Below are 22,897 nucleotides of genomic sequence, written 5' to 3' on the forward strand. Positions count from 1 at the left end.
TCGTGGGACGGCTCAGTAGGACTTCGGCAGGCCGAGGCTGAACTGCGCGATGAAGTTCAGCACCATCTCGCGGCTCACCGGGGCGATCCGCGACAGGCGCGACCCGGCAATCATGTCGACGAGTCCGTACTCTGCCGCAAGCCCGTTGCCACCATGCGTCTGGACCGCCCGGTCGACGGCGTTGCAGACGGCTTCGCCAGCGGCGTACTTCGCCATGTTGGCCGCCTCCCCCGCCGCCATGAGGTCACCGGCGACGAGCAACGCACTCGCCTTCTGGGTCATGAGGCGTGCCATCTCGATCTCGATGTGGCTCTGTGCGAGCGGGTGGGCGATGCCCTGGTGAGCCCCGATCGGCTGGTCCCACACCGACCGCTCCTTGGCATACGAGATCGCCTTGGCCAGCGCGAACCGCGCCATCCCGGTCGCGTAGGACGACGCCATGATCCGCTCCGGGTTGAGCCCGGCGAAGAGCTGCGCGATGCCCGCGTCCTCCTGACCCACGAGAGCGTCGGCACCCACCCGCACGTTGTCGAAGAACAGGGTGAACTGCTTCTCCGGCGACACGATGCCCATGTCGATCTCGCTCGCCGTGAACCCCTCGGAGTCGGTCGGCACGATGAACAGCGTCGGCGACAGCTTGCCGGTCTTGGCGTCCTCGGTTCGCGCCACGACGAGCACGTGCGACGCCTCGTCGACGCCAGAGATGTAGGTCTTTCCGCCCGACAGCAGCCAGTCCTCACCGTCGCGGCGAGCCGTCGTGATGATCTTGTGCGAGTTGGACCCCGCGTCGGGCTCAGTGATCGAGAACGCCATCTTGAGCGTGCCGTCGGCGAACCCGGGCAACCAGCGCTGCTTCTGCTCGGGCGTGCCGAACTGCGCCACGATCGTGCCGACGATCGCGGGCGACACGACCATCATGAGCAGCGGACATCCCGCCGCGGCCAGCTCCTCACACACGGCCGCGAGATCGCCGATGTCACCGCCGCCACCGCCGAACTCCTCCGGCACAGCGACACCGAGATAGCCGAGCTTCCCGGCCTCGGCCCACAGCTCGTCGGTCTTCTTGCCCGCCTTGGCGCACTCCGTGAAGTAGGTCGGGCCGTACTTCGTGCCCAGGTCACGCACGGCCTTGCGCAGCGCGCGCCGTTCCTCGGACTCGGTGAAGAGGGTGCTCATGCGGGGTCTCCTGCGTCGGCTGCTTCGGATGTGTCGGAGGTGGCCGTGACGAGAACGGCCAGGACGGCGCCCGACGCGACCTGCGCGCCCACGCTCATCCGCACGTCGGTGACGACGCCGTCGGCCGACGCCGTGATGGTGTGTTGCATCTTCATCGCCTCGAGCACCGCGATGACGTCACCCTTGCTGACCGACTGCCCCTCGTCGACGGCGACCTGGACGACCACTGCCGGCATCGGCGCGAGCAGCGAACCCTCCTTGACGTCATCGGCCGGGTCGGTGAAGCGCGGCACCGTGTCGAACGAGACGCTGCCCAGAGGCCCGTCGACGTCGACGAAGTCCGCTCCGACCGCCACGCGATAGGTCTCCTCCACGCCACCGTGCGCCAGGACGACCGCGTCCGGCCCCGCGGAGCGCACGACGACATCGTCAAGGCCCACGGCTTCGAGCCCGGCCCGACCAGCGCGATACGACGCGGTCACCACCTCACCCCCGTGCCTGAACGAGCGGGTCCGAGCCTGCGACGGCACGTTACGGAAGGCCGTCGGGACACTCCGGAGCACCCGGGCCTGCGCGGTGGCCGTGCTCGCCTGGGCCAACGCCGCCGCGAGGGCGTAGCGACGCACCGCATCCTCGTCCACGCCTGCGACGGTCCACGCGTCCAACCGTTCACCGAGCAGTGCCGTGTGCACCTCGCCGGCAAGGAACGCTTCGTCGGCCAGAATCTGGCGCAGCATGGCCGCGTTCGTCTTCACACCATGAATGCGACTGCGGCGCAGCGCATCTCGCAGCATCCGAGCGGCGGCAGTCCGGGTCGGAGCGTGGGCGATCACCTTGGCGATCATGGCGTCGTAGTGGACACCTACCTCGCTCCCGGACTCGATCGCCGAATCCAGACGGATCCCGTATGCCGGTGAGTTCCGTTGCGCTGCACCGGCACCGAACGTTGTGGCACCGTCCAGCGCGAACGTCCGCACGGTCCCGGTCTGAGCCCGCCAGTCGTCAGCGGGATCCTCGGCATAGAGGCGCACCTCGATGGCGTGCCCACCGACGGCCGCAGGAGGTTCAGGGTCCAGGGCGGTTCCTTCGGCCACGGCGATCTGCAGCGCCACGAGGTCCACACCGGACACGGCCTCCGTCACGGGGTGCTCGACCTGGAGGCGGGTGTTCATCTCGAGGAAGTAGGCCTCGCCCGAGTCGAGGTGGGCGTCGCGGACGAGGAACTCGACCGTCCCGGCCCCGACGTAGCCGATCGCCTTGGCCGCAGCCAGAGCCGCCGCGTGCAGCGTCGACCGCACCTCGTCACTCACCCGCGGCGCCGGCGCCTCCTCCACGACCTTCTGGTGACGACGCTGGATGGAGCAGTCGCGATCGCCCAGCACCCAGCCGGTTCCGTGGGCATCGGCGAGGACCTGCACCTCGATGTGGCGGGCCGTCGGCAGATAGGGCTCGACGAAGACCGCCCCGTCACCAAAGGCCGCAGCCGCCTCGGCCGACGCAGCGTCCAGCTCACCAGCCAGTCGCCCAGCCTCGGTCACGACGCGCATTCCACGTCCGCCACCACCGGACGACGCCTTGACCAAGAGTGGGAAGTCGGAGTCCTCCAGCGCGTCGATGTCGACCGACAGGATCGGCACTCCGGCCGCGGCCATGATCTCCTTCGCCCGCGTCTTGGAGCCCATCGAGTCGATGGCATCCGGCGTGGGCCCGACCCAGATCAACCCTGCAGCCTCAACGGCGCGCGCGAATTCCCCACTCTCAGAGAGGAACCCGTAGCCGGGGTGGATCGCGTCTGCCCCCGAGGCCAATGCCGCCGCGATGACGAGATCACCGCGAAGATAGGTGTCAGCGGGAGCGCTGCCCGGCATACCCACTGCCGTGTCGGCCTCGCCCACAAAAGGTGCGCCGGCATCGGCATCGGAGTGGACGGCCACGGTCCGGATCCCGAGGGTTCGACACGTGGCAAAGATCCGTCGGGCGATCTCGCCACGGTTGGCCACGAGCAGGGTGCTGATCATCGTCTGTTCATTCACGGCGGGCACGTCTCTCACATCCGGAAGACGCCGAAGCCGCCCTGGGCGCCCTCGACTGGGGTGTTGTGGATCGCGGACAGGCACATGCCGAGGACGGATCGGGTGTCACGGGGGTCGATCACGCCGTCGTCGTAGAGCATCCCGGACGTGAAGTAGGAGAGCGACTCGTTCTCGATCTGCTTCTCGACCATGAAGCGCATGGCCTTGTCGGTGTCCTCGTCGTACTCCTGCCCGCGCCCCTCGGCGGCAGCCCGAGCCACGATGCTGACGACCCCTGCGAGCTGCGACGGTCCCATGACCGAGGACTTCGCGTTGGGCCAGCTGAACATGAAGCACGGGTCATAGGCGCGCCCACTCATCCCGTAGTGCCCGGCGCCATAGGACGCACCGATGACCACGGAGAGGTGAGGGACCTTCGAGTTGGAGACGGCGTTGATCATCTGTGAGCCGTGCTTGATGATGCCGCCCTGCTCATAGGCGGCCCCGACCATGTAGCCGGTGGTGTTGTGCAGGAACAGCAACGGGGTGTCGACCTGGTTGGCCAGCTGGATGAATTGCGTCGCCTTCTGGGCCTCCTCGCTGAAGAGCACGCCTTGGGCGTTGGCGAGGATGCCGATCGGGTAGCCGTGCAGCCGGGAGAACCCGACGACCAGCGACGTCCCGTAGAGGGGTTTGAACTCGTCGAACTCCGAGCCATCGACGATCCGGGCGATGACCTCGCGCGGGTCGAACGGCACCTTGAGGTCGTCGGGCACGATCCCGAGCAGCTCCTCCGCGTCGAACGCCGGCTCGCGCACCTCGTCGCTGGGCAGCGGACCAGCCTTGCGCCAGTTGAGGTTTCGCACGATCTGCCGGCCAAGGCGGATGGCGTCCGCCTCGTCGACGGCGAGGAAGTCGGCGAGCCCGGACGTCTTGGCGTGCATCTCGCCACCACCGAGCGACTCGTCGTCGGACTCCTCGCCCGTGGCCATCTTGACCAGGGGCGGTCCGCCGAGAGCGACCTTGGCCGCGCCCGCCACCATGACGACGTAGTCGCTCATGCCCGGCACATACGCTCCCCCGGCCGTCGAGCTGCCAAACACCAGCGCCACGGTCGGCACCCCCGCGGCACTCGACCGGGTGAGGTCGCGGAACATCGCACCCCCGGGGATGAAGATGTCCTTCTGGGTCGGCAGGTCGGCACCGCCGGACTCGACAAGGTTGATCGTCGGCAGCCGGTTCTCGCGGGCGATCTGCGCGGCGCGCTGCACCTTCTTGAGCGTGTAGGGGTTGCTCGCACCGCCCTTGACCGTCGGGTCGTTCGCGACGACGAGGCACTCAACACCCTCGATGACACCGATGCCCGTCACGACGGACGCCCCCACGGGATAGTCCGAACCCCAGGCAGCGAGCGGCGCCAGCTCGAGGAACGGTGCGTCCTCGTCGAGCAACAGCTCGATCCGCTCACGTGCCGTGAGGCGGCCGCGAGCACGGTGCCGATCGACATAGCGTTCGCCACCCCCGGCGCGCGCAGCGTCGAGGTGCGTCTCGAGCTCACTCAGCTTGGCGAGGTTGGCCTCGCGGAAGCCGGCAAACGTCGCCGACGTCGGATCCACAGTGGTCCGCATGCTCACAGCAGTCCCCATGTCACAGTCCCATCAACTTGGCGGCAAGGTCATTGAGTACTTCGGTTGCGCCGCCGCCGATGCCGAGGATCCGGACGTCGCGGTAGTGGCGCTCGACTTCTGACTCGCGCATGTAGCCCATCCCGCCGAAGATCTGGACGGCGTCGCTGACGACCCGTTCGGCCGCCTCGACGGCCGTGTTCTTGGCGAAGACCGCCTCGAGAGTTGCCTTTCGGCGTTGTTCAGCGTCAGGTGCGTCGGACGACTCAGCCAGCTCGGCGGCATACGTGATGGCTTGTCTCGTGAGGGCGCGCGCCGCCGCGGTGCGGCGAGCCATGTCGACGAGAAGGTGTCGGATCACCTGCCGCTGCGAGAGCGACCTTCCGAAGGTATGCCGGGTGCCCGCGTACGCGACCGCGAGGGCTGTCGCTCGGCTCGCCGTGGCGTGCGCCTGCGTCGCGAGGTTGAGCCGCTCGGAGACGAACTGCTCCATGATCAGGGCGAATCCGGAGTGGACCTGGCCGACGATGTGGTGGCCGGGCACGCGTACGTCGTCGAACGACAGCTCGGCGGTGTCGGAGCAGTGCCAGCCGAGCTTGCGCAGGGGGCGGCTCACGGTGAGGCCCGGGGAGTCCTTGTCGATGACGAGGAGCGAGATGCCACCGTGGCCGGGGTCGCCGGTGCGGACGGCCGTCGTGAGGAAGTCGGCGCGGACTCCGCTGGTGATGAAGGTCTTGGCGCCGTTGACGATCCAGTCGTCGCCGTCACGGCGGGCGGTGGTGAGGATGCCGGCGACGTCGGACCCTCCGCTGGGCTCGGTGACGGCGAGTGAGCCGATCAGCTGGCCGTCGAGGGTGGGGCGGACGTAGGTGTCGATCAGGTGGGCGTCGCCGGAGCTGACGATGTGCGGGGTGGCGATGCCATGGGTGAAGAGGGCTGCGATGAGTCCGCCGGAGCCACCGGACTCGATGATCGCCTCGGTGACGAGGTTGGCATCGACGATCGAACCGCCCTGTCCGCCAACGCTTTCGGGGAAGCCGATGCCGAGGAGTCCGACTCGCGCGGCTGCGAGGTGGAGGATGCGCGGGACCTCGCCGGCGTCCTCCCACTTCGCGAGATTCGGGACGATCTCGGCCCGGGTGAAGGCAGCGACGCTGGCCCGCAGGTCGTGGCGTTCGGGGGTGTCCCACTCGTTCATGGCAGGAGCTCCTCTGGGATGTCGACGTGGCGGGCGCGAATCCACTCGCCGAGGGCCTTGGCCTGCGGGTCGATGCGGGTGGAGGCGGCCACGCCCTCGCCGAGGAGTCCGTGGATGACGACGTTGACGGCGGCGAGGTTGGGCAGGGGGTGGACGTCGATCTCGAGATCGGCGGCTTCGGGCAGGAGGCGGCGGACCTCGTCGACGGTGAGGAGGTCGCTCAGCCAGGCGAATGCCTCCTCCCGGCGCGGGTGGTCGGCCGGGATCCAGACCCCGACGTTGGCGTTGCCACCCTTGTCGCCGGACCGGGCGTGGACGAGCCTCCCCAGCGGAACCCGCGACACCGAGGCGACTGACTTCCGACTTCTTGCGCAATCCGTCGGGAGGAGCGCAGCGGGGGACGGCGGATTGCGCAAGAAGTCGGAAGTGGGGGCGGGGATGTTGAGCCGGGTGCCGTCACCGAGGACGACGACGTGGGGCACGTCGGTCTGCGGGACGTAGGCCGCACCGAAGACGCCGTAGGGCGTGCCCGGCCCGGGCGGCCTCGTCAGGGCAAACCCCGGGTAGGACGCGAGCGCCAACTCCACGGCGGCACCGGAGAACGCGCGGTCGACCCGCTTGGGATCCGTGCTCTTGACGTGGCAGCGCAGGATCGACGTCGCCGCCTCCTGCGTCTGCGGGTCCTCGATGGTCGTGTTGACGAGCTGCCACTCGATGACTTCGGGCGCCTGGCCCGATGCCGCGAGGGCCGCGTCGAGCTGCGAGCGCACCCACTGCGCCTTGCCCTCGATGTCGAGCCCGGTCAGGAGGAACTCCACCGAGTTGCGGTGTCCGGCGAGGCGGTTGAGCCCCACCTTGACCGTCTCGGGCGGAGCCGAGCCGACCACGCCAGTGATGCGTACCCGGTCCTCACCCTCGGCGGCCAAGGAGATCGAGCCGAGGTGGGTGACGACATCCGGCCCGAGGTAGGGCTCGGCCTGGACCTCGTAGACGAGCTGGGCGGTGACGGTGTCGACCGTGACGGCGCCACCGGTGCCGGGGTGCTTGGTGATGACGCAGGTGCCGTCGGAGCGCAGTTCACCCAGCGGGAAGCCCAAGGGGAGCGAACCGTGGTCGGGGGCACCCGGCATACCCACTGCGTTTTCGTCACCGACAAAACTGCGCCAGCCCGAGAAGTTGCCGCCGGTGGCCTGGGTACCGCATTCAAGGATGTGACCGGCCACGACCGCACCCGCGAGCTGGTCGAAATCTTCACGGCCCCAGCCGAATTCGAAGATCGCCGGACCGACGACGACGGACGCGTCGGTCACACGACCCGTCACGACGATGTCCGCGCCGGACCGCAGCGCCTCAGCGATGCCGAAAGCACCGAGATAGGCGTTGGCGGTGACGACACCGGCGCCCGCCTCAGCCAGTTCGAGCTCGTCCACCCGCGTGATGAGGTCGTCGCCCTCGACGTGGGCGACGGTGAGGTCGAGCCCGCGCTCGGCGATGAGCGTGCGGATCTGCTCGGCGCAGCCGGCAGGGTTGAGGCCGCCGGCATTGGTGACGACCCGGACCTTGCGCTCTGCGATGAGTTCGAGGCAGTCACCGAGCTGGCGCACGAAGGTCTTGGCGTAGCCGGTCGCGGGGTCCTTGAGCCGGTCGCGCCCGAGGATGAGCATCGTCAGCTCAGCGAGGTAGTCGCCGGTGAGGTAGTCGAGTTCGCCGCCCTCGAGCATCTCGCGCATCGCCGAGAGTCGGTCGCCGTAGAAGCCCGAGGCGTTGCCGATCCGGATCACGTCGGTCACGGCGCGCTCCTGCGCTGGGGTCCTGCACCGGGAGGACCAGCGAAGGCCTGCGCGATGCCGAGCCAGCGTTCGGCATCAGCGCCGGTCACCACCAGGGCGGCGTCGTCACGGTGAAGTCGGCGGGTCACGAGCAGGGCGAAGTCCCACCCGTCGCCGGTGACGCGCTGCTCGGCGTCCTCGGGACCCCACGCCCAGACGTCACCAGTCGGTCCGGTCAGCTCCACCCGGAACTCCTCCGTCGGCGGCACGATTCCGTGGATCTGGTGGGCGAAGCCGCGAGTGCGTACGCCGAGGAAGGCAACGTGTCGGGCCCGGTCGGTCCGCGGCACATCGACACCCAGCGCGGCCGCGACGTCGTGAGCGTGGGCCCAGGTCTCCATCATGCGGGCGGTGGCCATCGAGGTCGCTGCCATGGGCGGGCCGTACCAAGGGATCCGCATGTCGTCGGGGCAGCCGCGCAGGGCGCCAGCGAGGGTCATGCGGCCGGCCCGCCAACGCGTCAGCAGCTCGTCAGGCGCCAGAGTCGCCCGCGCGGCAGCGCCGTCGTCGACGAACGTGTCGGGCCTCGACGCCGCGTCGCGCAACAACCCGCCAAAGGCAGCGGGATCCGTGATCGCGAGGACGGAGGCCTCGTCAGTCCACAGCAGGTGCGCGATCTGGTGAGCGACCGTCCAGCCAGCGGCAGGCGTGTCCAGTCGCCAGGCATTCTCACCGGCAGTGCCACGGATCCACGCGTCCAGCTGCTCGGACTCGGCGGTCAAGTCCGTGAGGACGGCTTCCAGTCGCGCGTTCATGGTCGCTCCAGTTCTCGGTCGAGCACGTCGGCCCAGGCGTCGAGCAGACCGGCGCGGCGGGCAGAGTCATCGGACAGGGTCGAGGCGAGGGCCAGCCCTCGCATGAGGTCGAGGGTTGCCTGCACGAGAGCCCGGTTGTTGCCGGCCTTCTCGTCGATGTCGAGGGCAGCGACGAGACGCCGGTGGGCCTCGCGCCCGAGTCGCCGCTCGAGCGGTGCCACGGCCGCGCGCAGGTCAGCGTCGGTGCGGGCTGCCGTCCACAGGTCGAGCGCCGCGAAGAAGACGGGTCCGACGTACTGCTGGCTCACTCCCTCAAGGATGGCCCGCGTCCGCTTGGCCCCGGTCAGTCCGTCGAGGTCGACGCTGGCCTCCTCGGCGCGGCGGTCCGAGAGGTACTCCACAGCCGCGAGGACGAGGTCCTGCTTCGTCGGGAAGTGGTGGAGCTGCGCGCCCCGGGAGACGCCGGCGCGGCGGGACACCTCGGTGGTCGTCGTCCCGGACCAACCGAGATCGACGAGGCACTCGATCGTGGCGTCCATGACGCGCTGTCGCATCGCGCGGGTGCGTTCCTCCTGGGGGACCCGCTCTGGTCTCTCCATGCCGCCAGCGTGGACCACAATTCACAAACAGTCAAGGCTGACTGTTTGTGACCCACATCGCTGAGAGCGGCACCTTTGGCCCATAGTGAGCGGATGGCAGGGCGACGCGATGTCCGTCAGGCCGTCCAAAGCGGCGCGACTTTCAGGCTGATCTCTGGCGCCGGTTCGCCGCACGGGGATCACCGAGGACGAAATCGCCCCCGACTGAACGGTCCGCGACCCATCCGCCGGCCGACCCGACTCCGAAGAAGACTCGTGGCCACTGCAGCATCCTCGTTGACCCGTTTCGACGCCCCAGCAGTCGATGCTTTCACCCGACCCCGCGCGACGATTCTCATGCTCCACGGCGGCAAGCCGAGGTCTCATGCCCTCGTCGACGACCGCAGTGCCTCGTGGCAGCGCACGGCCTGGATGGCGCGCTCCATCACGGACCGCGCCCACGAGGCGAGCACCAACGTGTGGCTGCTGCGCTACAGCGAACGCGGCTGGAACGGTGACGGCGCCGGTCGCATCGCCGACGCCCGTTGGGCCCTGGACGAGATCAGAACTGCCCACGGAGACCGGCCGGTCATCCTGCTCGGGCACTCCATGGGTGGCCGAGTCGCTGTGCACGTCGCCGCTGATCCCTCCGTGGTCGGCGTCGTCGCACTGGCACCGTGGTGGGAAGAGACCGATCCGGTGCGCACCCTCTCGGGCCGGTCCCTCATCGCTGCCCACGGGCGACGCGATCGTCTGACATCGTTCGCCGAAACTCAACGCTTCGTCGGGCGAGCAAGATCCGTGGCCAGCCACGCCGAGTTCGTCGACATGGGTCCGCTCGGCCACTACCTGCTCAAGGGTGCCGGCGCCTGGAACGACGTCGCCATCGAGTCGGCCCTGCGCATCCTCGCGCCCGCCAGCCGAGGGCTCTAACGGCAGGACCTATGAGGCGAGGATTGACGCGGGCGTGGTCGTTGCTGCGGTGAGGACGTCAGCCTCGGGGAGTCCCGCGACGTCGATGGCCCAGCGCACGCAGTCGGCCAGCGTCGACGTCGATCCAGCGATGGATCCGCGTCCCGAACCACCGTCGGCCAGGCGGGCCACGCCGTTGGCCACCTCGACCTCGAGGGTTCCGATCGCATAGGCGCCGTCACCCAGTCCAGTCGCTGCCATTGCGTCGGAGACGAGCGCAATCTGTTGCGGCCCAACGGTTTCGAAGACCATGCGCACCACGTCGGCCGACAGGTGAACCCCATCGGCGATGAGCTCGACCACACACTCGCCACGTCCCGCAGAGGCGAGCGCCGCCGCCACGGGACCACCGGCACGGTGGTGGAAGGGCGGCATACCGTTGAAGAGATGGGTCACGAGCGGTGCACGACCACACGCGTCGGCGACCGACGCCAACGTCCGTGAGACCACGTCCGCTGACGCGTCCGTGTGGCCGACAGCGGGGAGTATGCCGTGTCGCGCGAGTGCCGCGACCAGCTCACCCGAGCCGGTGCGCTCGGGCGCGAAGGTCCACTGCACCAACGCATGTGGCGCACCCGCCTCGGTGACGGTGGCCACGAGGGACTCGACCAGCGCGAGGTCCGGGTCGGTGAGGACCGACGGATCGTGCGCTCCGCGACGCTCCTCCGAGAGGAACGGTCCTTCGAGGTGGATGCCGGCCAGCTGCCCCGAGGCGACGAGGGGCGCCAGGGTCGCGACCTGACCTATGAGGGTGTCTGCCCGACCCGAGACGAGGGAGGCGACCAGGGTCTCGACGCCCGCCGCGCGGTGATGGGCCGCCGCTTCTGCCGATCCGGCTGTGTCGCGCCCGAATTCATGCCCGAGGGCGCCGTGGCAGTGCAGATCGACAAGACCGGTGGCGTTGCTCATGCCACCCACCCTAGGACTCGCTGCCTGCCTCGTCTTCGTGCCCCGCACGGACAGCGATCCGTGTCCGTGCGGGGCACGAAGACGAGCCAGACAGGGCTCAACTGGTGGCGAGGGCCTTCTCGATGTCACCGGAGATGGCCTCGGGCTTGGTGGTCGAGCCGTAGCGCTTGATCACGTTGCCGTCGCGGCCGACGAGGAACTTGGTGAAGTTCCACTTGATCTTGCTGCCGAGGAGCCCACCCTTCTCCTTGCGGAGCCACTCGAAGAGCGGGTGCGCGTCGTCGCCGTTGACGTCGACCTTGTCGAACATCGGGAAGGTCACGCCGTAGTTGCGCTGGCAGAAGGCGCCGATCTCGGCAGCCTCGCCCGGCTCCTGCCCACCGAACTGGTTGCACGGGAAGCCGAGGACGACGAGGCCCTGGTCCTTCTGGTCCTGCCACAGCTTCTCAAGGCCCTCGAACTGCGGGGTGAAGCCACACTCGGACGCGGTGTTGACGACAAGGACGACCTTGCCGGCATACGCACTGAGGTCCTGGGGCTGACCCTCGAGGGTCGTCGCGGAGAAGTCGGACAGCGTCTGATCAGTCATGTTGTTGACACTACAACTGCCACCTGAACCGGCTCCGTGCCCGGGACGGACACGCTGTTCGGCCGTAGGCCTCCCCTTCGTGTCCGTCCGGGGCACGAAGAGGAGAGATCACACGCAGTGGACGGTCGTGCCCAGCTCTCGCAGCTCCGCGACGCGCGGGTCCTTGTCTTCGGCCGTCGTCACGATGTGGGTGATCTGGGCGACGTCACAGATCTCGGTGAAGGCGCGCTCCCCGAGCTTGGACCCGGCGGCGACGACGATGACGTCTCGGGCGCGCTCGACCATGAGGCGGGACACGGCCGCTTCGTCCTCGTGGTGGCAGGTCGCTCCCTCGCGGGCGGACAGTCCGTTGACGCCGAGGATGGCGACGTCGATCCATAGCTGGCTCAGCCCAGCGGTCGCCAGGGGTCCGGTCACCTCATAGGACTCGGGCCGCGGGATCCCGCCGAGGCAGACGCAGCGCACGTTGGGGCGCAGGACGGCCTCGACCGCGATGTTGAGCGCGCTCGTCACGAGGGTGAGGCCGCGCGAGCTGAGGTCCTCGCGCGCCGTGAGGCTGCGGGCGACGGTCGTCGTGGTCGTCCCACCGTTCATCGCGACAACTGCTCCGGGCTCGACGAGGGCCACTGCGGCGGCGGCAATGCGGTCGAGGTCGGAGTCGTTCTGGCTCGAGCGGTAGCGATAGGGCAGCTCATAGGCAACCGACGTGGCGACGACACCACCGTGGTTGCGCGTGACGAGCTGACGCCGGGAGAGTTCGGCGAAGTCGCGGCGGATCGTCGCCTCGGACACGTCCAGGTGGGCGGCCGCATCGGTGACACTCAGCCGCCCCTTGGTGGCCAGCAGATCGAGAATGGCCGACAGACGTGAGGCTCGTTGACGAGGCACTTCGCTGGCCAGTGAGGTGCGCGAGGACATGGCGAGACTCTAGCGCGCACTTCACGCAGTCTCGAGGGGTTGTGGTGCATGACTCTGCCCACTTAGGCTATGAGCCAAGCAGTTTCGCGCAACCAACCATGACGTGAGGAAGATCCATGACGTTTCTCGAGCAGGAGATCGCCACCCAACCCGACAACTGGGCCGCGGTGGTCGAGCGACTGCCCGAGGTCGCCCACCTCCTGCCGAAGCCCGGTGAGCGCGTCGCGACCATCGGTTGCGGCACGTCGTGGTTCATGGGCCAGGCGTATGCCGTCCTGCGTGAGTCCCTGGGCCAGGGCGTGACGGACGCTTTCGCCGCGAGCGAGCACCAGCTGGCCCGTGGCTACGACCGCGTCGTCGTGATCACCCGTTCGGGCACGACCACCGAGGTCATCGAGGTCGTCGAGCAGCTCAAGGCCGCCGGAACCCCGCACGTCGCGCTCGTCGCCACCGCCGGGACTGCCGTCGCCGAGGCCGCCGAGTCGCTCATCCTGCTCCCCGAGGTCGACGAGCAGTCCGTCGTCCAGACCCGGTTCGCCACCACCGTTCTTGCTCTCCTGCGCGCCTCCCTCGGCGAGTCGCTCGACAAGGCGATCGCCGACGCACGCGAGGTGCTCGCGGAACCGGACGACACGGCATACGCCGGGTTCTTCGATGTCGAGCAGGTGAGCTTCCTCGGTCGCGGCTGGACCAACGGCCTCGCCAACGAGGCCGGTCTCAAGCTGCGCGAATCGGTGCAGTTCTGGGCCGAGTCCTACGCGGCGATGGAGTACCGCCACGGCCCGATCAGCATCGCCGCCCCGGGTCGCGCGACCTGGGCGATCGGCGACGTGCCAGAGGGTCTCGCCGAGCAGGTCCGCGCCACCGGTGCGCACTTCGAGCACCGCGACATCGACCCCATGGCCGAGCTCGTGCGCCTGCACCGCTACTGCCTCGCGCGCGCCCTCGCCGCCGGCATCAACCCCGACGAGCCACGCAACCTCACCCGCTCGATCATCCTCGAAGACGCCCCCGTCGCCGGCTGATGACACTCTCCCCACTCGCGCCGCTCCTGGCCGAGGCACGTGAGGCCGGTCGCGCCCTCGCCGCGTTCAACGTCATCCAGATCGAACATGCAGAGGCGTATGCCGTTGCAGCAGAACGCTCTTCGCTTCCGGTTGTCATGCAGATCAGTGAGAACTGCGTGCGCTATCACGGGTCGTTGCGGCCCATCGCGGCCGCGACTCTGGCGATTGCCGAGGCCTGCTCGCAGCCCGTGGTCGTCCACCTCGACCACGCCGAAGACGTCACTCTCGTCGACGAAGCAGTGCGTCTGGGGCTGACGTCGGTGATGTTCGACGGGTCCAAGCTGACCGATGACGTCAACCGGGAGACGACCCGTCGCGTGGTCGAGCAGTGTCACTCCGCTGGCATCAGCGTCGAGGCCGAGCTCGGTGAGGTCGGCGGCAAGGACGGGGTCCACGCACCGGGTGTGCGCACTGACCCCAGTGACGCCGCGCGGTTCGTGGCCGACACCGGCGTCGACGCCCTCGCCGTTGCCGTGGGCAGCTCGCACGCCATGACCGAGCGCAGTGCCGTCCTCGACAATGAGCGCATCGCGGCGATCGCGGCCTTGGTGCCCGTCCCGCTGGTCCTGCACGGGTCGAGCGGCGTGCCGGACGAGGGACTCGTGTCCGCGGTGGCCGCTGGCATGACCAAGGTCAACATCGCGACGCACCTCAACCAGGTGTGGACGTGGGCGATGGTGCGCCGGCTCGAACAGTCACCAACCGTTGACACCCGCAAGTACCTCGGGGCCGCCCGGGACGCCGTCACCGACGAGGCCGAACGCCTCCTCCGCCTCCTGGCTCCAACCCGCCCCTGACGTCCTCAGCCCGTCCCCAACTCACCCAATTCCCGGGTTGGGGACGACAGCCGAGCCACCATTCGCGCCCTATTGGACGGGTTTGGTTGCTGGGGGCGTCAGTGCTCCTTGATGTCCACGTCGTCGAGGAGGCTCTCGACGTCGGCGCGGTCGATGACACCGGCCACCGTCTGACGCACCGCTGCCGCTGACCAGGCGACGCCGACCCGCAGGACCTCGGGCCAGTCGACCTCGTCACGCGGTGTCCCATCAAGGCCTGCGGAGATCGCCGCGGTCAGTGCGTCGCCGGCCCCGGTCGCGTTGCCCGCTCCAGGGGTGCGCGGGCGGGCCTCGATGACCCGACCGGTCGACGTCACGAGGATGAGTCCGTCGGCGCCACGCGAGACCAGTGAGGCCCAGGCGCCGGCATCGACGAGGGCCTGAGCTGCCTGCAACGGGTCGGTGATGCCGGTCATGGACGCAGCCTCGGACTCGTTGGGCTTCAAGAACGCCGGTGTCGCCTCGAGCACCTCGTTGACCCAGCGCCCACGACCGTCGACGACGAGCTCGGCTCCGGCATCGGCAGCCGCGGTGCACAGCGACACGATCGCCTCATCCGAGGTGGACGGCGGCAGGCTTCCTGAGACGGTGAAGACGTCACCGGGTCGGCAACTCGTCCGCACGATCTCGGTCATCTCCTCCCAGACCTGCGGCGGCTGTGGAGATCCCTGCTCGTTGAGCACCGTGGCGAGTCCGTCGGAGCTGTAGACCGCGATGGAGCGGCGCGTGGTGACGGGCGACTCGACGACGCGCAGTCGCACACCGCGCTGGGCGGCGTCCTCCTCGAAGAAGCTGCGGTGGCCTTCGCCGACGGGGGCGATGGCCACGTGCTCGACGCTCATGCAGGCCAGGACACCGGCAACGTTGAGGCCCTTGCCTCCGGCGTGCGTGCCGGTGATCGACACGCGGTGGCTCTCGCCGACGTGAAGTCTCGGCACGGCATACGTGATGTCGACGGCCGGGTTGGGGGTCAGGGTGAAGATCACGCGGTGGCCTCCATGGCGAGAAGTGTTGCTCCGAGAGCGCCGGCACGATCCCCGAGCGCGGCTTGAGTGACGGTGATGCGTTCGTGGCCGATCGCGTGGACGAGCCTGTCGCGCAACGGATCCAGCAAGGTGGCGCCCGACAGGGCGAGGCCGCCGCCGATGAGGACGAGGCGCGTTCCCGCTGCCGCGCACACTGGGCCGATGACCCGGACGAGCGCGTCGATCGCGTCGTGCCAGATGCGGATGGCCTCGGGGTCACCGTCGTCCACCGCGAGGCTGAGGGTCTCGGCGTCGCCCTCGCGGCCGAGCTCACGCCAGGCGCGACCAAGGGCAGCCGCACTGGCCACCGCCTCGAGGCAGCCGTGACGCCCGCACCCGCAGAGCGGTCCGTCGGGCACGACGGTGACGTGGCCGATCTCGCCGGTCCACTCCGAGCCCGCGACGACGCGGCCTCCGGCCAGCAGGGCGCTGGCAATACCGGTGCCCAGAGGGACGAACAGCGCATCGGGCGCGCCCTGAGCAGCGCCGAGGTGGAACTCCGCGAGCAGCCCGGCCCGCACGTCGTGACCCGTGGCCACCGGCACGTCGAACCGCGCCTGGAGCAGCTCGCGCAACGGAAGGTCGCGCCACCCCAGGTTGGCCGACCAGGACGCTGTGCCGCTCGTCTCATCGACGAGGCCGGGCACCACGGCGCCGACCGCCGCGAGGGCACCGTCGATGCCCTCCGCGCGAGCCAGGTCGAGCAGGGTCGCCACCGTGTCGGCGATGACGTCGACGATGGCATCGCCCGGACGATCGGGCGTGGAAGCGGTGTGGGACAACACAACTGCGCCGTCCGAGTCGGACAGCATCGACTTGACGCGAGTGCCCCCCACGTCCACACCAGCCACGAGCGTCATTGCCACGGCGCAATTCTAGGGTCCGCGCCACCATGCTCGGTGCGGCGTTCCGATCGGTGGCGGGGCGCGGACGGCCCTCTCGATGAGCCCGACCAGCAGCTTGACGATGCAAGTGATTCAGGGCCCAGGCACTAGAGTGTTCTCAGCGGTCCGCACTGTTCTGCCTCGGACCTGCTTCTTCTTTCTCACTGTCGATGCCGATGCGCCGCGACTTAAGAGAATCGACGAGGACAACACTGACGTTGACCTTTCGTCGTGACTCGGTACGCGCCGGGCAGAACCGACTGCATCAGAACTCTCTGGAGTACTCCTTCGTGTCCACTGACACTGTCACCACCCCTGCCCAGAACTCGTCCGACGACACCGCCGGCTTCGGCCGTCTCGGCGTGCCCGAGTCCCTCGTTCGTGTCCTCGCCGAGCGCGACATCCTGTCGCCCACGCCGATCCAGGCCGCGACCCTCCCCGACAGCCTCGCGGGCCGCGACGTCCTCGGACGTGGCCGCACCGGCTCCGGCAAGACCTACGCGTTCCTCCTCCCGATGCTGGCGCGTCTGTCCGCCGGCGGCACCCGCCGTCAGGCGAAGCGCCCCCGTGCGCTGATCCTTGCGCCGACCCGCGAGCTCGCCATCCAGATCGACGAGGCACTCGCCCCGCTCGCCCAGCCGCTCGGCATCACGTCGAAGACGGTCTTCGGTGGCGTCGGCCAGGGCCCTCAGGTCAACGCGATCACCCGCGGCGTCGACGTCGTCGTCGCCTGCCCCGGTCGCCTCGAGGACCTCATGAACCAGGGTCACGTCATCCTCGACGCCGTCGAGATCACGATCCTTGACGAGGCCGACCACATGGCCGACCTCGGCTTCCTCCCCGTCGTCAAGCGCATCCTCGACAAGACGCCGCGCAACGGTCAGCGGATGCTCTTCTCGGCGACGCTCGACGCCGGCGTCAACACGCTCGTCAAGCGCTACCTCAACTCGCCGGTCACCCACGAGGCCGACTCGGCACAGTCGCCGGTGTCGACGATGAGCCACCACGTCCTCCACGTCACCACCGACGGTCACCTGCAGGTCCTGCGCGACCTCACGGCCGCCCCCGGTCGCAAGGTCGTCTTCACCCGCACCAAGCATCGTGCCAAGAAGATCGCCCGCCAGCTCAACGCCGAGGGCATCCCCGCGGTCGAGCTCCACGGCAACCTGAGCCAGAACGCCCGCACCCGGACGATGGACGCGTTCCACGCCGGCACCGCGCACACGCTCGTCGCGACCGACATCGCCGCCCGTGGCATCCACGTCGACGACGTAAGCCTGGTCATCCACGCCGACCCGCCGGTCGAGCACAAGGCCTACCTGCACCGCTCCGGTCGCACCGCTCGCGCGGGCAACTCGGGCACCGTCGTCACGCTCATGACCGACGACCAGGTCCGCGACGTGCGCGACCTCACCCGCAAGGCCGGCATCAACCCGACCACGACCAAGGTCCACGCCACCCACCCGCTCCTCACCGAGCTGGCCCCGGGCGAGCGCACCTTCCCCGGCGCGTTCATCGTTCCCGGTGCCGCGACGCAGGGCTCCGGCCAGCGTGGTGGCGGCGGTGGCGGTCAGCGTGGCGGTGGCCAGCGCTCCGGCGGTGGCCGCTCCGGCGCACCTCGCACGGGCGGACCGCGCTCCGGCGCTCCCCGCTCCGGCGCTCCTCGCGGTGGCTCGTCCACCGGTGGCGGCCAGGGCGCAGGTGGCGGTCAGCGTTCCTCCGGTGGGCAGCGTCCCGCCGGTGGCCAGCGCAGTGGCGGCCCGCGTCGCTCCGGCAACGGTGGCTCCGGCGGCGCTGCTGCGTTCTCGTCGCAGTCACGCGGCTTCCGCGGCTGACCGAGCCACGACACACCCAGCACAACGATTCGGTATGCCGTCCGCGCACTTGCGCGGGCGGCATACCGGCTCTTCCCAGATGAGGGTGTAGGTCGGCCGGGCGCGTCGGTCCGCAGATAGACGTCGAGGTCTCCCGACGATGGAGGTTCCTACGCCATCCATCCGAAAGACCTCGACGTGACCGACGCTACCCCGCCGGCCGGCTTCGGCCGCCCTGACCTGACCGCCTTCGCGTCTCATCCCAATCGACCCTGATCGAGTCTGCTGACCCCCTCGACGAGAACGCAGCGACATCACAGCCACCCAACCCCGACCGTCCGGGAAGCCGGGACACGTCACATGGCCTGTGCTGCGGGCGTGTCGAGTGGGTCGTCCAGGGGCGACGCAGGAGCGTCGACGCGACGTGCTGAGAGGTGGTTCCAGTCGAGCACTAGGACACCGGCTACAGGCATGGCGATAGGTCAGGAACGGCGTCGCTCCCTACGCAGGAGGGAGCGCAGAGTCTCGGCGTTCGCGTAGCCGACCCGTCGCGCGATCTCGGCGGAGGTAAGGTCCGTGGTTGCTGAGAGGTGCCGAGCTCGTTCGATGCGAAGCCGTTGGACGAAGCCGAGCGGAGTGAGGTTGAGCGCCGCACGGACTCGTCGTTCGAGGGTGCGCCGGCTGGTGCCGAGCGACTGCGCGACGAAGGCGACGTTGAACGGTTCGTCCAGGCGGGCGCGCACGAAGCGTTCGAACTCGACGACGATCGGGTCCTCGTGCCGGAGATGTTCGTAGGCGACGAAGGCCGCCTGCGACGGACGCTCGTCGATGATGAGGAGCTTGGCGACATGTTGGGCCAGGTCGGGGCTGATCGATCGCACGAGTGAGAGCGCGAGGTCGATGTGGGCGAACGCGGCGCCGGCGGTGACGAGGTTGCCGTCGACCACGACCATGGTGTCGAGATCGAGGGCGACGGTCGGATAGCGCTTCAGGAACTCCGGCCCCAGGAACCAGCTGGTCGTCGCCCGCCGATGATGCATCCGTCCGGTCTCGGCGACAGCGAACACGCCGGTGCACGCCGCGGCGATCCGGGTGGTCGCGTCGTCGAGGCGCCCGAGCGAGGCGATGACCGAACGAGCATCTCGGCTCTGGAGGGCGTCGTTGGTAGCGGCGGCCGTGAGGGTTCCAAGCGCAGGGACGACGACCACGTCGAACTCTGCGGACTCCGACAGCGGGTGGTCCACCGACAGGGTCATCGATGCCGTCGTGGACACTCTCCGTTTCGGTCCGAGGATGGCGAGTTCGATCGGGTCGATCTGCGGGTCGACATCGCCGCGGGCTCCGTCGGCCACCCGCACGATGTCGATGACCGACGCGACAGCCGAACCGAAGCAGCCGTCGATCGCGATCAGTCCGATACGCATGGCGCGAACAATAGCAATACTGCCGTATACGCCACTTCTCACATGCCCTTGCTCGTCATACCCTGAACTCGCTTCACCAAGAAACCTCGACACCTAGGAGAACCCCTCATGTCCACACCCGCATCACTTCCGTATGCCTTCGTCGCCAAGATCGTCGCGGCCGATGGACAGCACGACGCGCTCGCCGATCTGCTCGCCGGCGCTGTCGCGCTCGCCAACGAAGAAGTAGGAACGATTGTCTGGTTCGCGGTCAGGACCCACGCCGACACCTTCTGGATCTTCGATGCATTCCCCGACGAGGCCGCTCGCGACGCCCACGCCAACGGCGCCATCGTCGCAGCCCTGATGGCCAACCAGCACCTCCTCGGTGCAGCACCCGAGATCCTGGCGGCCGACGTCCTCGCGTCCAAGCTCCCGTAGTCCGCCAACGCACGAGACGATCGCGCCCCGCCGAGCCGTCAGGTCGCGACGCAACGCCACGCTGCGTTGCCGAGCGGTGCGAGGCCTATCGGCACACGGACAGGATGCCGGCCGCGAGCGCTCAGCCGGCGAGGGGTCCGTCGCAGAGGAGAGCGACGTCGGTGTCGGGCAGAGCCGTGAGGCCAGCGCATCGCGCGACCAACCGAACCGAACCGCCCCTGCCCTGCGTTTCCGCAGGTCAGGGGCTGTTCGCCGGAGCCGCCTGTCGGAATCGAACCGACGACCTAATCACGTCGGCTTTGCGTCTATCGCTTGATGCGCCCACTGGGCGAACGAGCCGCTGACCTGCGCAAACGCCGAGCGTGGGGGACGCCGCCATCCGGAGGTGACCGACGACGACCGACCAGTACCGACCGTTTCACCGGAGCTTGCGGCGGCGTCGAAGCCGAGCAAGCTCCATTCCTTTAGCTCACCGCGCCCTCCTCCTCGCCGGTCCCGTCGTCGTCGAAGACGTTTCAGGGGTCTTCTCAGATGACGGTGTAGGTCGGCCGGGCGCGTCGGTCCGCAGATAGACGTCGAGGTCTCCCGACGACGGAGGTTCCTACGCCATCCATCCGAAAGACCTCGACGTGTCCGACGCTACCCCGCCGGCCGGCTTCGGCCGCCCTGACCTGACCGCCTTCGCTCGACTCGACGGCCTCGGTCTGAGCGTGACCGGACAACGACTTGAACCGGATCGTGCGGTCCTCGCGTGCCGCGTGGTGGAACCAGATCAGTGGTGCCGACGGTGCGGCAGCGAAGGCGCTGCTCGTGACACCGTGATCCGGCGGTTGGCCCACGAGCCGCTGGGCTGGCGACCGACCGTGCTGGAAGTTGTAGTGCGCCGCTACCGCTGTGCCGACTGCGGACACGTGTGGCGCCAAGACACCAGCGCCGCGGCGGAGCCACGCGCGACGCTCTCGCGCACCGGGCTGCGGTGGGCGCTGGAAGGGATCGTGGTCGCACACCTCACCGTCGCCCGTGTCGCCGAGGGACTCGGGGTCGCGTGGGACACCGCCAACAACGCGGTCCTGGCTGAAGGCAAGCGGCTGCTGATCAACGACCCCACGCGGTTTGAGGGCGTGAAGGTCATTGGCGTCGATGAGCACGTCTGGCGCCACACCAGGCGTGGCGACAAGTACGTCACCGTGATCATCGACCTCACCCCGGTCCGCGATGGCGCCGGCCCAGCAAGGCTGCTGGACATGGTCGAGGGCCGGTCGAAGGCGGCGTTCAAGACCTGGCTCGCCGACCGCGACGACGCCTTCCGTGACGCGGTCGAGGTGGTCGCGATGGACGGCTTCACCGGGTTCAAGACCGCCGCTGCAGAGGAGATCCCGGACGCGGTCACGGTGATGGATCCCTTCCACGTCGTGCGCCTGGCCGGTGACGCCCTCGACAGGTGCCGGCGCCGGGTCCAACTCGCGATCCACGGGCACCGTGGGTTCAGGGACGACCCGCTCTACAAGTCGCGGCGCACGCTGCACACCGGCGCGGACCTGCTCACCGACAAGCAGAGCGACAGGCTACGCGCGCTGTTCGTTGATGACGCTCACGTCGAGGTCGAGGCGACCTGGGGTGTCTACCAGCGCATGATCGCCGCCTATCGCCACGAGGACCGGCAACGTGGCCGCGAGCTCATGGAGAAGCTGATCACCGACCTCAGCGCCGGCGTCCCCAAGGTGCTCACCGAGCTCACCACCCTGGGCCGGACCCTGAAGAAGCGAGCCGCTGACGTGCTCGCCTACTTCGAACGACCCGGCACCAGCAACGGGCCGACCGAGGCGCTCAACGGACGGCTCGAACACCTGCGCGGCTCCGCACTCGGGTTCCGCAACCTGACCAACTACATCGCCCGAAGCCTGCTCGAGACCGGCGGCTTCAGACCCCAACTCCTACACCCCCGATTGGGATGAGCCGGCATACCTGCGTTTCGGGGTGCCCAACCCGGAAATTGGGGCTCTCCTGTCATTCGTGTGGGTTGGTTGGGCGGTAAATCCCGAGGCTGAGCATGGCGAGGGCGATGAGGGCGTCGACGTTGTGGAAGCCGTAGGCGCGTCGGGTGATGACGCGGATCTTGTTGTTCGCTGACTCGGTCAGGGCGTTGTTCAGGCCGCTGGTCAGTGCTGCGTCGATGGTCTTGCGGTGCGCAGTGATCTTCAGGGCGAGCTCGATGAAGGGTTCGAGCTGGCTGGCTAGCGCGTGAGCTGTCCAACTCTCGAGCAGTTCCATGGCGGTCACGCCGCGGTCGTTGCCGGTACCGGTGGCGAACACCGCCCTGAGGGCTTCTTTGAGCTGCCAGGCGCGGTGCAGGTCGGGGTGGGTGGCGGCCAGCCACGACATTGACTCGACGTGTTGGTCGCCCCACCTGTCGGGGTTCATCCGCAGGGTCCACATGATGTTCTTGACCGGCACCCCTGCTCCGGTCGCGGCCCCGCTGCCCCGCTTCTGGCGGATCCGCACGGAATTCCACACCTGTCGGCGACAAGCGTCCAGGGCGTCCCCGGCCCACTGCACGATGTGGAACGGGTCAGCGCAATGGATCGCTTTCGGGGCATGTTCAGCAACTGGGCTCGCGATCCATGAGGCGCTGTCCGAGGTGACGTGGGTCAGATGTGCGGTGCGCTCAGGGCCCAAAGCAACGAAGAACTGGTTCACGGTCTCCTTCCGGGCCCGCGATCCCACCCACACCAATCGACCGGTGTCGTGGTCGACGACAACCACCAGGTAGCGGCGACCACGCCGGTAGGCCACCTCGTCAATCCCGATCCGGCGCAATCCATCCAAGCCATCGCTGCCGCTGGCCGCGCGGCGATCGGCGAGCACC

Annotated in this window: 20 protein-coding genes; 6 read left to right on the plus strand and 14 right to left on the minus strand. The window is 68.8% G+C overall.

From position 1 onward, the window contains the following. Positions 1-12 precede the first annotated feature (12 nt). Genes JNB_RS12115 through JNB_RS12145 form a run of 7 tightly spaced genes read right to left on the minus strand, consistent with a single transcriptional unit; the run spans position 13 to position 9,194 of the window. On the minus strand, positions 13-1,176 hold the full coding sequence (locus tag JNB_RS12115; RefSeq protein ID WP_009776767.1) for an acyl-CoA dehydrogenase family protein: 1,164 nt from the start codon (positions 1,174-1,176) through the stop codon (positions 13-15). Beyond that, positions 1,173-3,209 carry a biotin carboxylase N-terminal domain-containing protein gene (locus JNB_RS12120; protein WP_237700652.1) on the minus strand — a complete coding sequence of 679 codons (2,037 nt, stop codon included), beginning with the start codon at positions 3,207-3,209 and terminating at the stop codon, positions 1,173-1,175. The genes JNB_RS12115 and JNB_RS12120 overlap by 4 nt, the downstream gene beginning before the upstream one ends. Before the next feature lie 14 nt (positions 3,210-3,223). Continuing rightward, entirely contained in the window at positions 3,224-4,816 is a 1,593-nt protein-coding gene (locus tag JNB_RS12125; protein ID WP_009776769.1) for an acyl-CoA carboxylase subunit beta, read from the minus strand. Positions 4,817-4,835: 19 nt separating this feature from the next. Then, positions 4,836-6,011, minus strand: coding sequence for an acyl-CoA dehydrogenase family protein (locus JNB_RS12130; RefSeq protein ID WP_009776770.1), 1,176 nt, complete (start codon positions 6,009-6,011; stop codon positions 4,836-4,838). Beyond that, complete coding sequence (locus tag JNB_RS12135) at positions 6,008-7,801, minus strand: acyclic terpene utilization AtuA family protein (protein WP_009776771.1); 1,794 nt, start codon at positions 7,799-7,801, stop codon at positions 6,008-6,010. The genes JNB_RS12130 and JNB_RS12135 overlap by 4 nt, the downstream gene beginning before the upstream one ends. Beyond that, positions 7,798-8,595: a TIGR03084 family metal-binding protein gene (locus JNB_RS12140; protein WP_009776772.1), complete on the minus strand. Its 798-nt coding sequence runs from the start codon at positions 8,593-8,595 to the stop codon at positions 7,798-7,800. Before JNB_RS12140 ends, JNB_RS12135 begins: the two co-directional genes overlap by 4 nt. Beyond that, a complete protein-coding gene (locus JNB_RS12145) occupies positions 8,592-9,194 on the minus strand; it encodes a TetR/AcrR family transcriptional regulator (protein ID WP_040883751.1) in 603 nt (200 codons plus the stop codon). The genes JNB_RS12140 and JNB_RS12145 overlap by 4 nt, the downstream gene beginning before the upstream one ends. A 255-nt stretch (positions 9,195-9,449) precedes the next feature. Here JNB_RS12145 and JNB_RS12150 point away from each other — a divergent pair, with 255 nt between their 5' ends. After that, a complete protein-coding gene (locus JNB_RS12150; protein WP_009776774.1) occupies positions 9,450-10,106 on the plus strand; it encodes an alpha/beta hydrolase in 657 nt (218 codons plus the stop codon). A gap of 9 nt (positions 10,107-10,115) precedes the next feature. On the opposite strand, the gene JNB_RS12155 is transcribed toward JNB_RS12150, so the two are convergent. The 3 genes from JNB_RS12155 to JNB_RS12165 form a co-directional block, all read right to left on the minus strand. After that, complete coding sequence (locus JNB_RS12155; protein WP_148232404.1) at positions 10,116-11,054, minus strand: N-acetylglucosamine-6-phosphate deacetylase; 939 nt, start codon at positions 11,052-11,054, stop codon at positions 10,116-10,118. A 97-nt stretch (positions 11,055-11,151) separates the two neighbouring features. Next, positions 11,152-11,643 (minus strand): glutathione peroxidase, encoded by a 492-nt coding sequence (locus JNB_RS12160; RefSeq protein ID WP_009776776.1) that lies wholly within the window; start codon positions 11,641-11,643, stop codon positions 11,152-11,154. Positions 11,644-11,751: 108 nt separating this feature from the next. Further along, positions 11,752-12,561 carry a DeoR/GlpR family DNA-binding transcription regulator gene (locus tag JNB_RS12165; RefSeq protein WP_009776777.1) on the minus strand — a complete coding sequence of 270 codons (810 nt, stop codon included), beginning with the start codon at positions 12,559-12,561 and terminating at the stop codon, positions 11,752-11,754. Positions 12,562-12,677: 116 nt separating this feature from the next. On the opposite strand from JNB_RS12165, the gene JNB_RS12170 reads away from it, so the two are divergent. Both JNB_RS12170 and JNB_RS12175 read left to right on the plus strand, forming a co-directional pair. Further along, complete coding sequence (locus JNB_RS12170; protein WP_009776778.1) at positions 12,678-13,586, plus strand: SIS domain-containing protein; 909 nt, start codon at positions 12,678-12,680, stop codon at positions 13,584-13,586. After that, positions 13,586-14,425, plus strand: coding sequence for a class II fructose-bisphosphate aldolase (locus JNB_RS12175; protein WP_009776779.1), 840 nt, complete (start codon positions 13,586-13,588; stop codon positions 14,423-14,425). The genes JNB_RS12170 and JNB_RS12175 overlap by 1 nt, the downstream gene beginning before the upstream one ends. A gap of 98 nt (positions 14,426-14,523) precedes the next feature. Here JNB_RS12175 and JNB_RS12180 read toward each other — a convergent pair whose 3' ends face one another. Both JNB_RS12180 and JNB_RS12185 read right to left on the minus strand, forming a co-directional pair. Beyond that, positions 14,524-15,450, minus strand: coding sequence for a 1-phosphofructokinase family hexose kinase (locus tag JNB_RS12180; RefSeq protein ID WP_009776780.1), 927 nt, complete (start codon positions 15,448-15,450; stop codon positions 14,524-14,526). After that, entirely contained in the window at positions 15,447-16,349 is a 903-nt protein-coding gene (locus tag JNB_RS12185) for an ROK family protein (protein WP_009776781.1), read from the minus strand. The genes JNB_RS12180 and JNB_RS12185 overlap by 4 nt, the downstream gene beginning before the upstream one ends. A 314-nt stretch (positions 16,350-16,663) precedes the next feature. Here JNB_RS12185 and JNB_RS12190 point away from each other — a divergent pair, with 314 nt between their 5' ends. Next, complete coding sequence (locus tag JNB_RS12190) at positions 16,664-18,208, plus strand: DEAD/DEAH box helicase (RefSeq protein ID WP_009776782.1); 1,545 nt, start codon at positions 16,664-16,666, stop codon at positions 18,206-18,208. A 461-nt stretch (positions 18,209-18,669) separates the two neighbouring features. On the opposite strand, the gene JNB_RS12195 is transcribed toward JNB_RS12190, so the two are convergent. Continuing rightward, entirely contained in the window at positions 18,670-19,611 is a 942-nt protein-coding gene (locus JNB_RS12195; RefSeq protein ID WP_009776784.1) for a GlxA family transcriptional regulator, read from the minus strand. Positions 19,612-19,719: 108 nt separating this feature from the next. Between JNB_RS12195 and JNB_RS12200 the strand changes: the two genes are divergently transcribed. Then, positions 19,720-20,031: a putative quinol monooxygenase gene (locus JNB_RS12200; protein ID WP_003941073.1), complete on the plus strand. Its 312-nt coding sequence runs from the start codon at positions 19,720-19,722 to the stop codon at positions 20,029-20,031. A 629-nt stretch (positions 20,032-20,660) separates the two neighbouring features. After that, entirely contained in the window at positions 20,661-21,986 is a 1,326-nt protein-coding gene (locus JNB_RS12205; protein WP_040883752.1) for an ISL3-like element ISPfr2 family transposase, read from the plus strand. A gap of 52 nt (positions 21,987-22,038) precedes the next feature. Here the strand turns inward: JNB_RS12205 and JNB_RS21535 are convergent. Further along, positions 22,039-22,897 (minus strand): ISL3 family transposase (locus JNB_RS21535; RefSeq protein WP_040883753.1); only part of this gene is annotated, 859 nt, incomplete at its 5' end.

The sequence above is a fragment of the Janibacter sp. HTCC2649 genome (genome assembly GCF_000152705.1).
Classification (GTDB): Bacteria; Actinomycetota; Actinomycetes; order Actinomycetales; family Dermatophilaceae; genus Knoellia.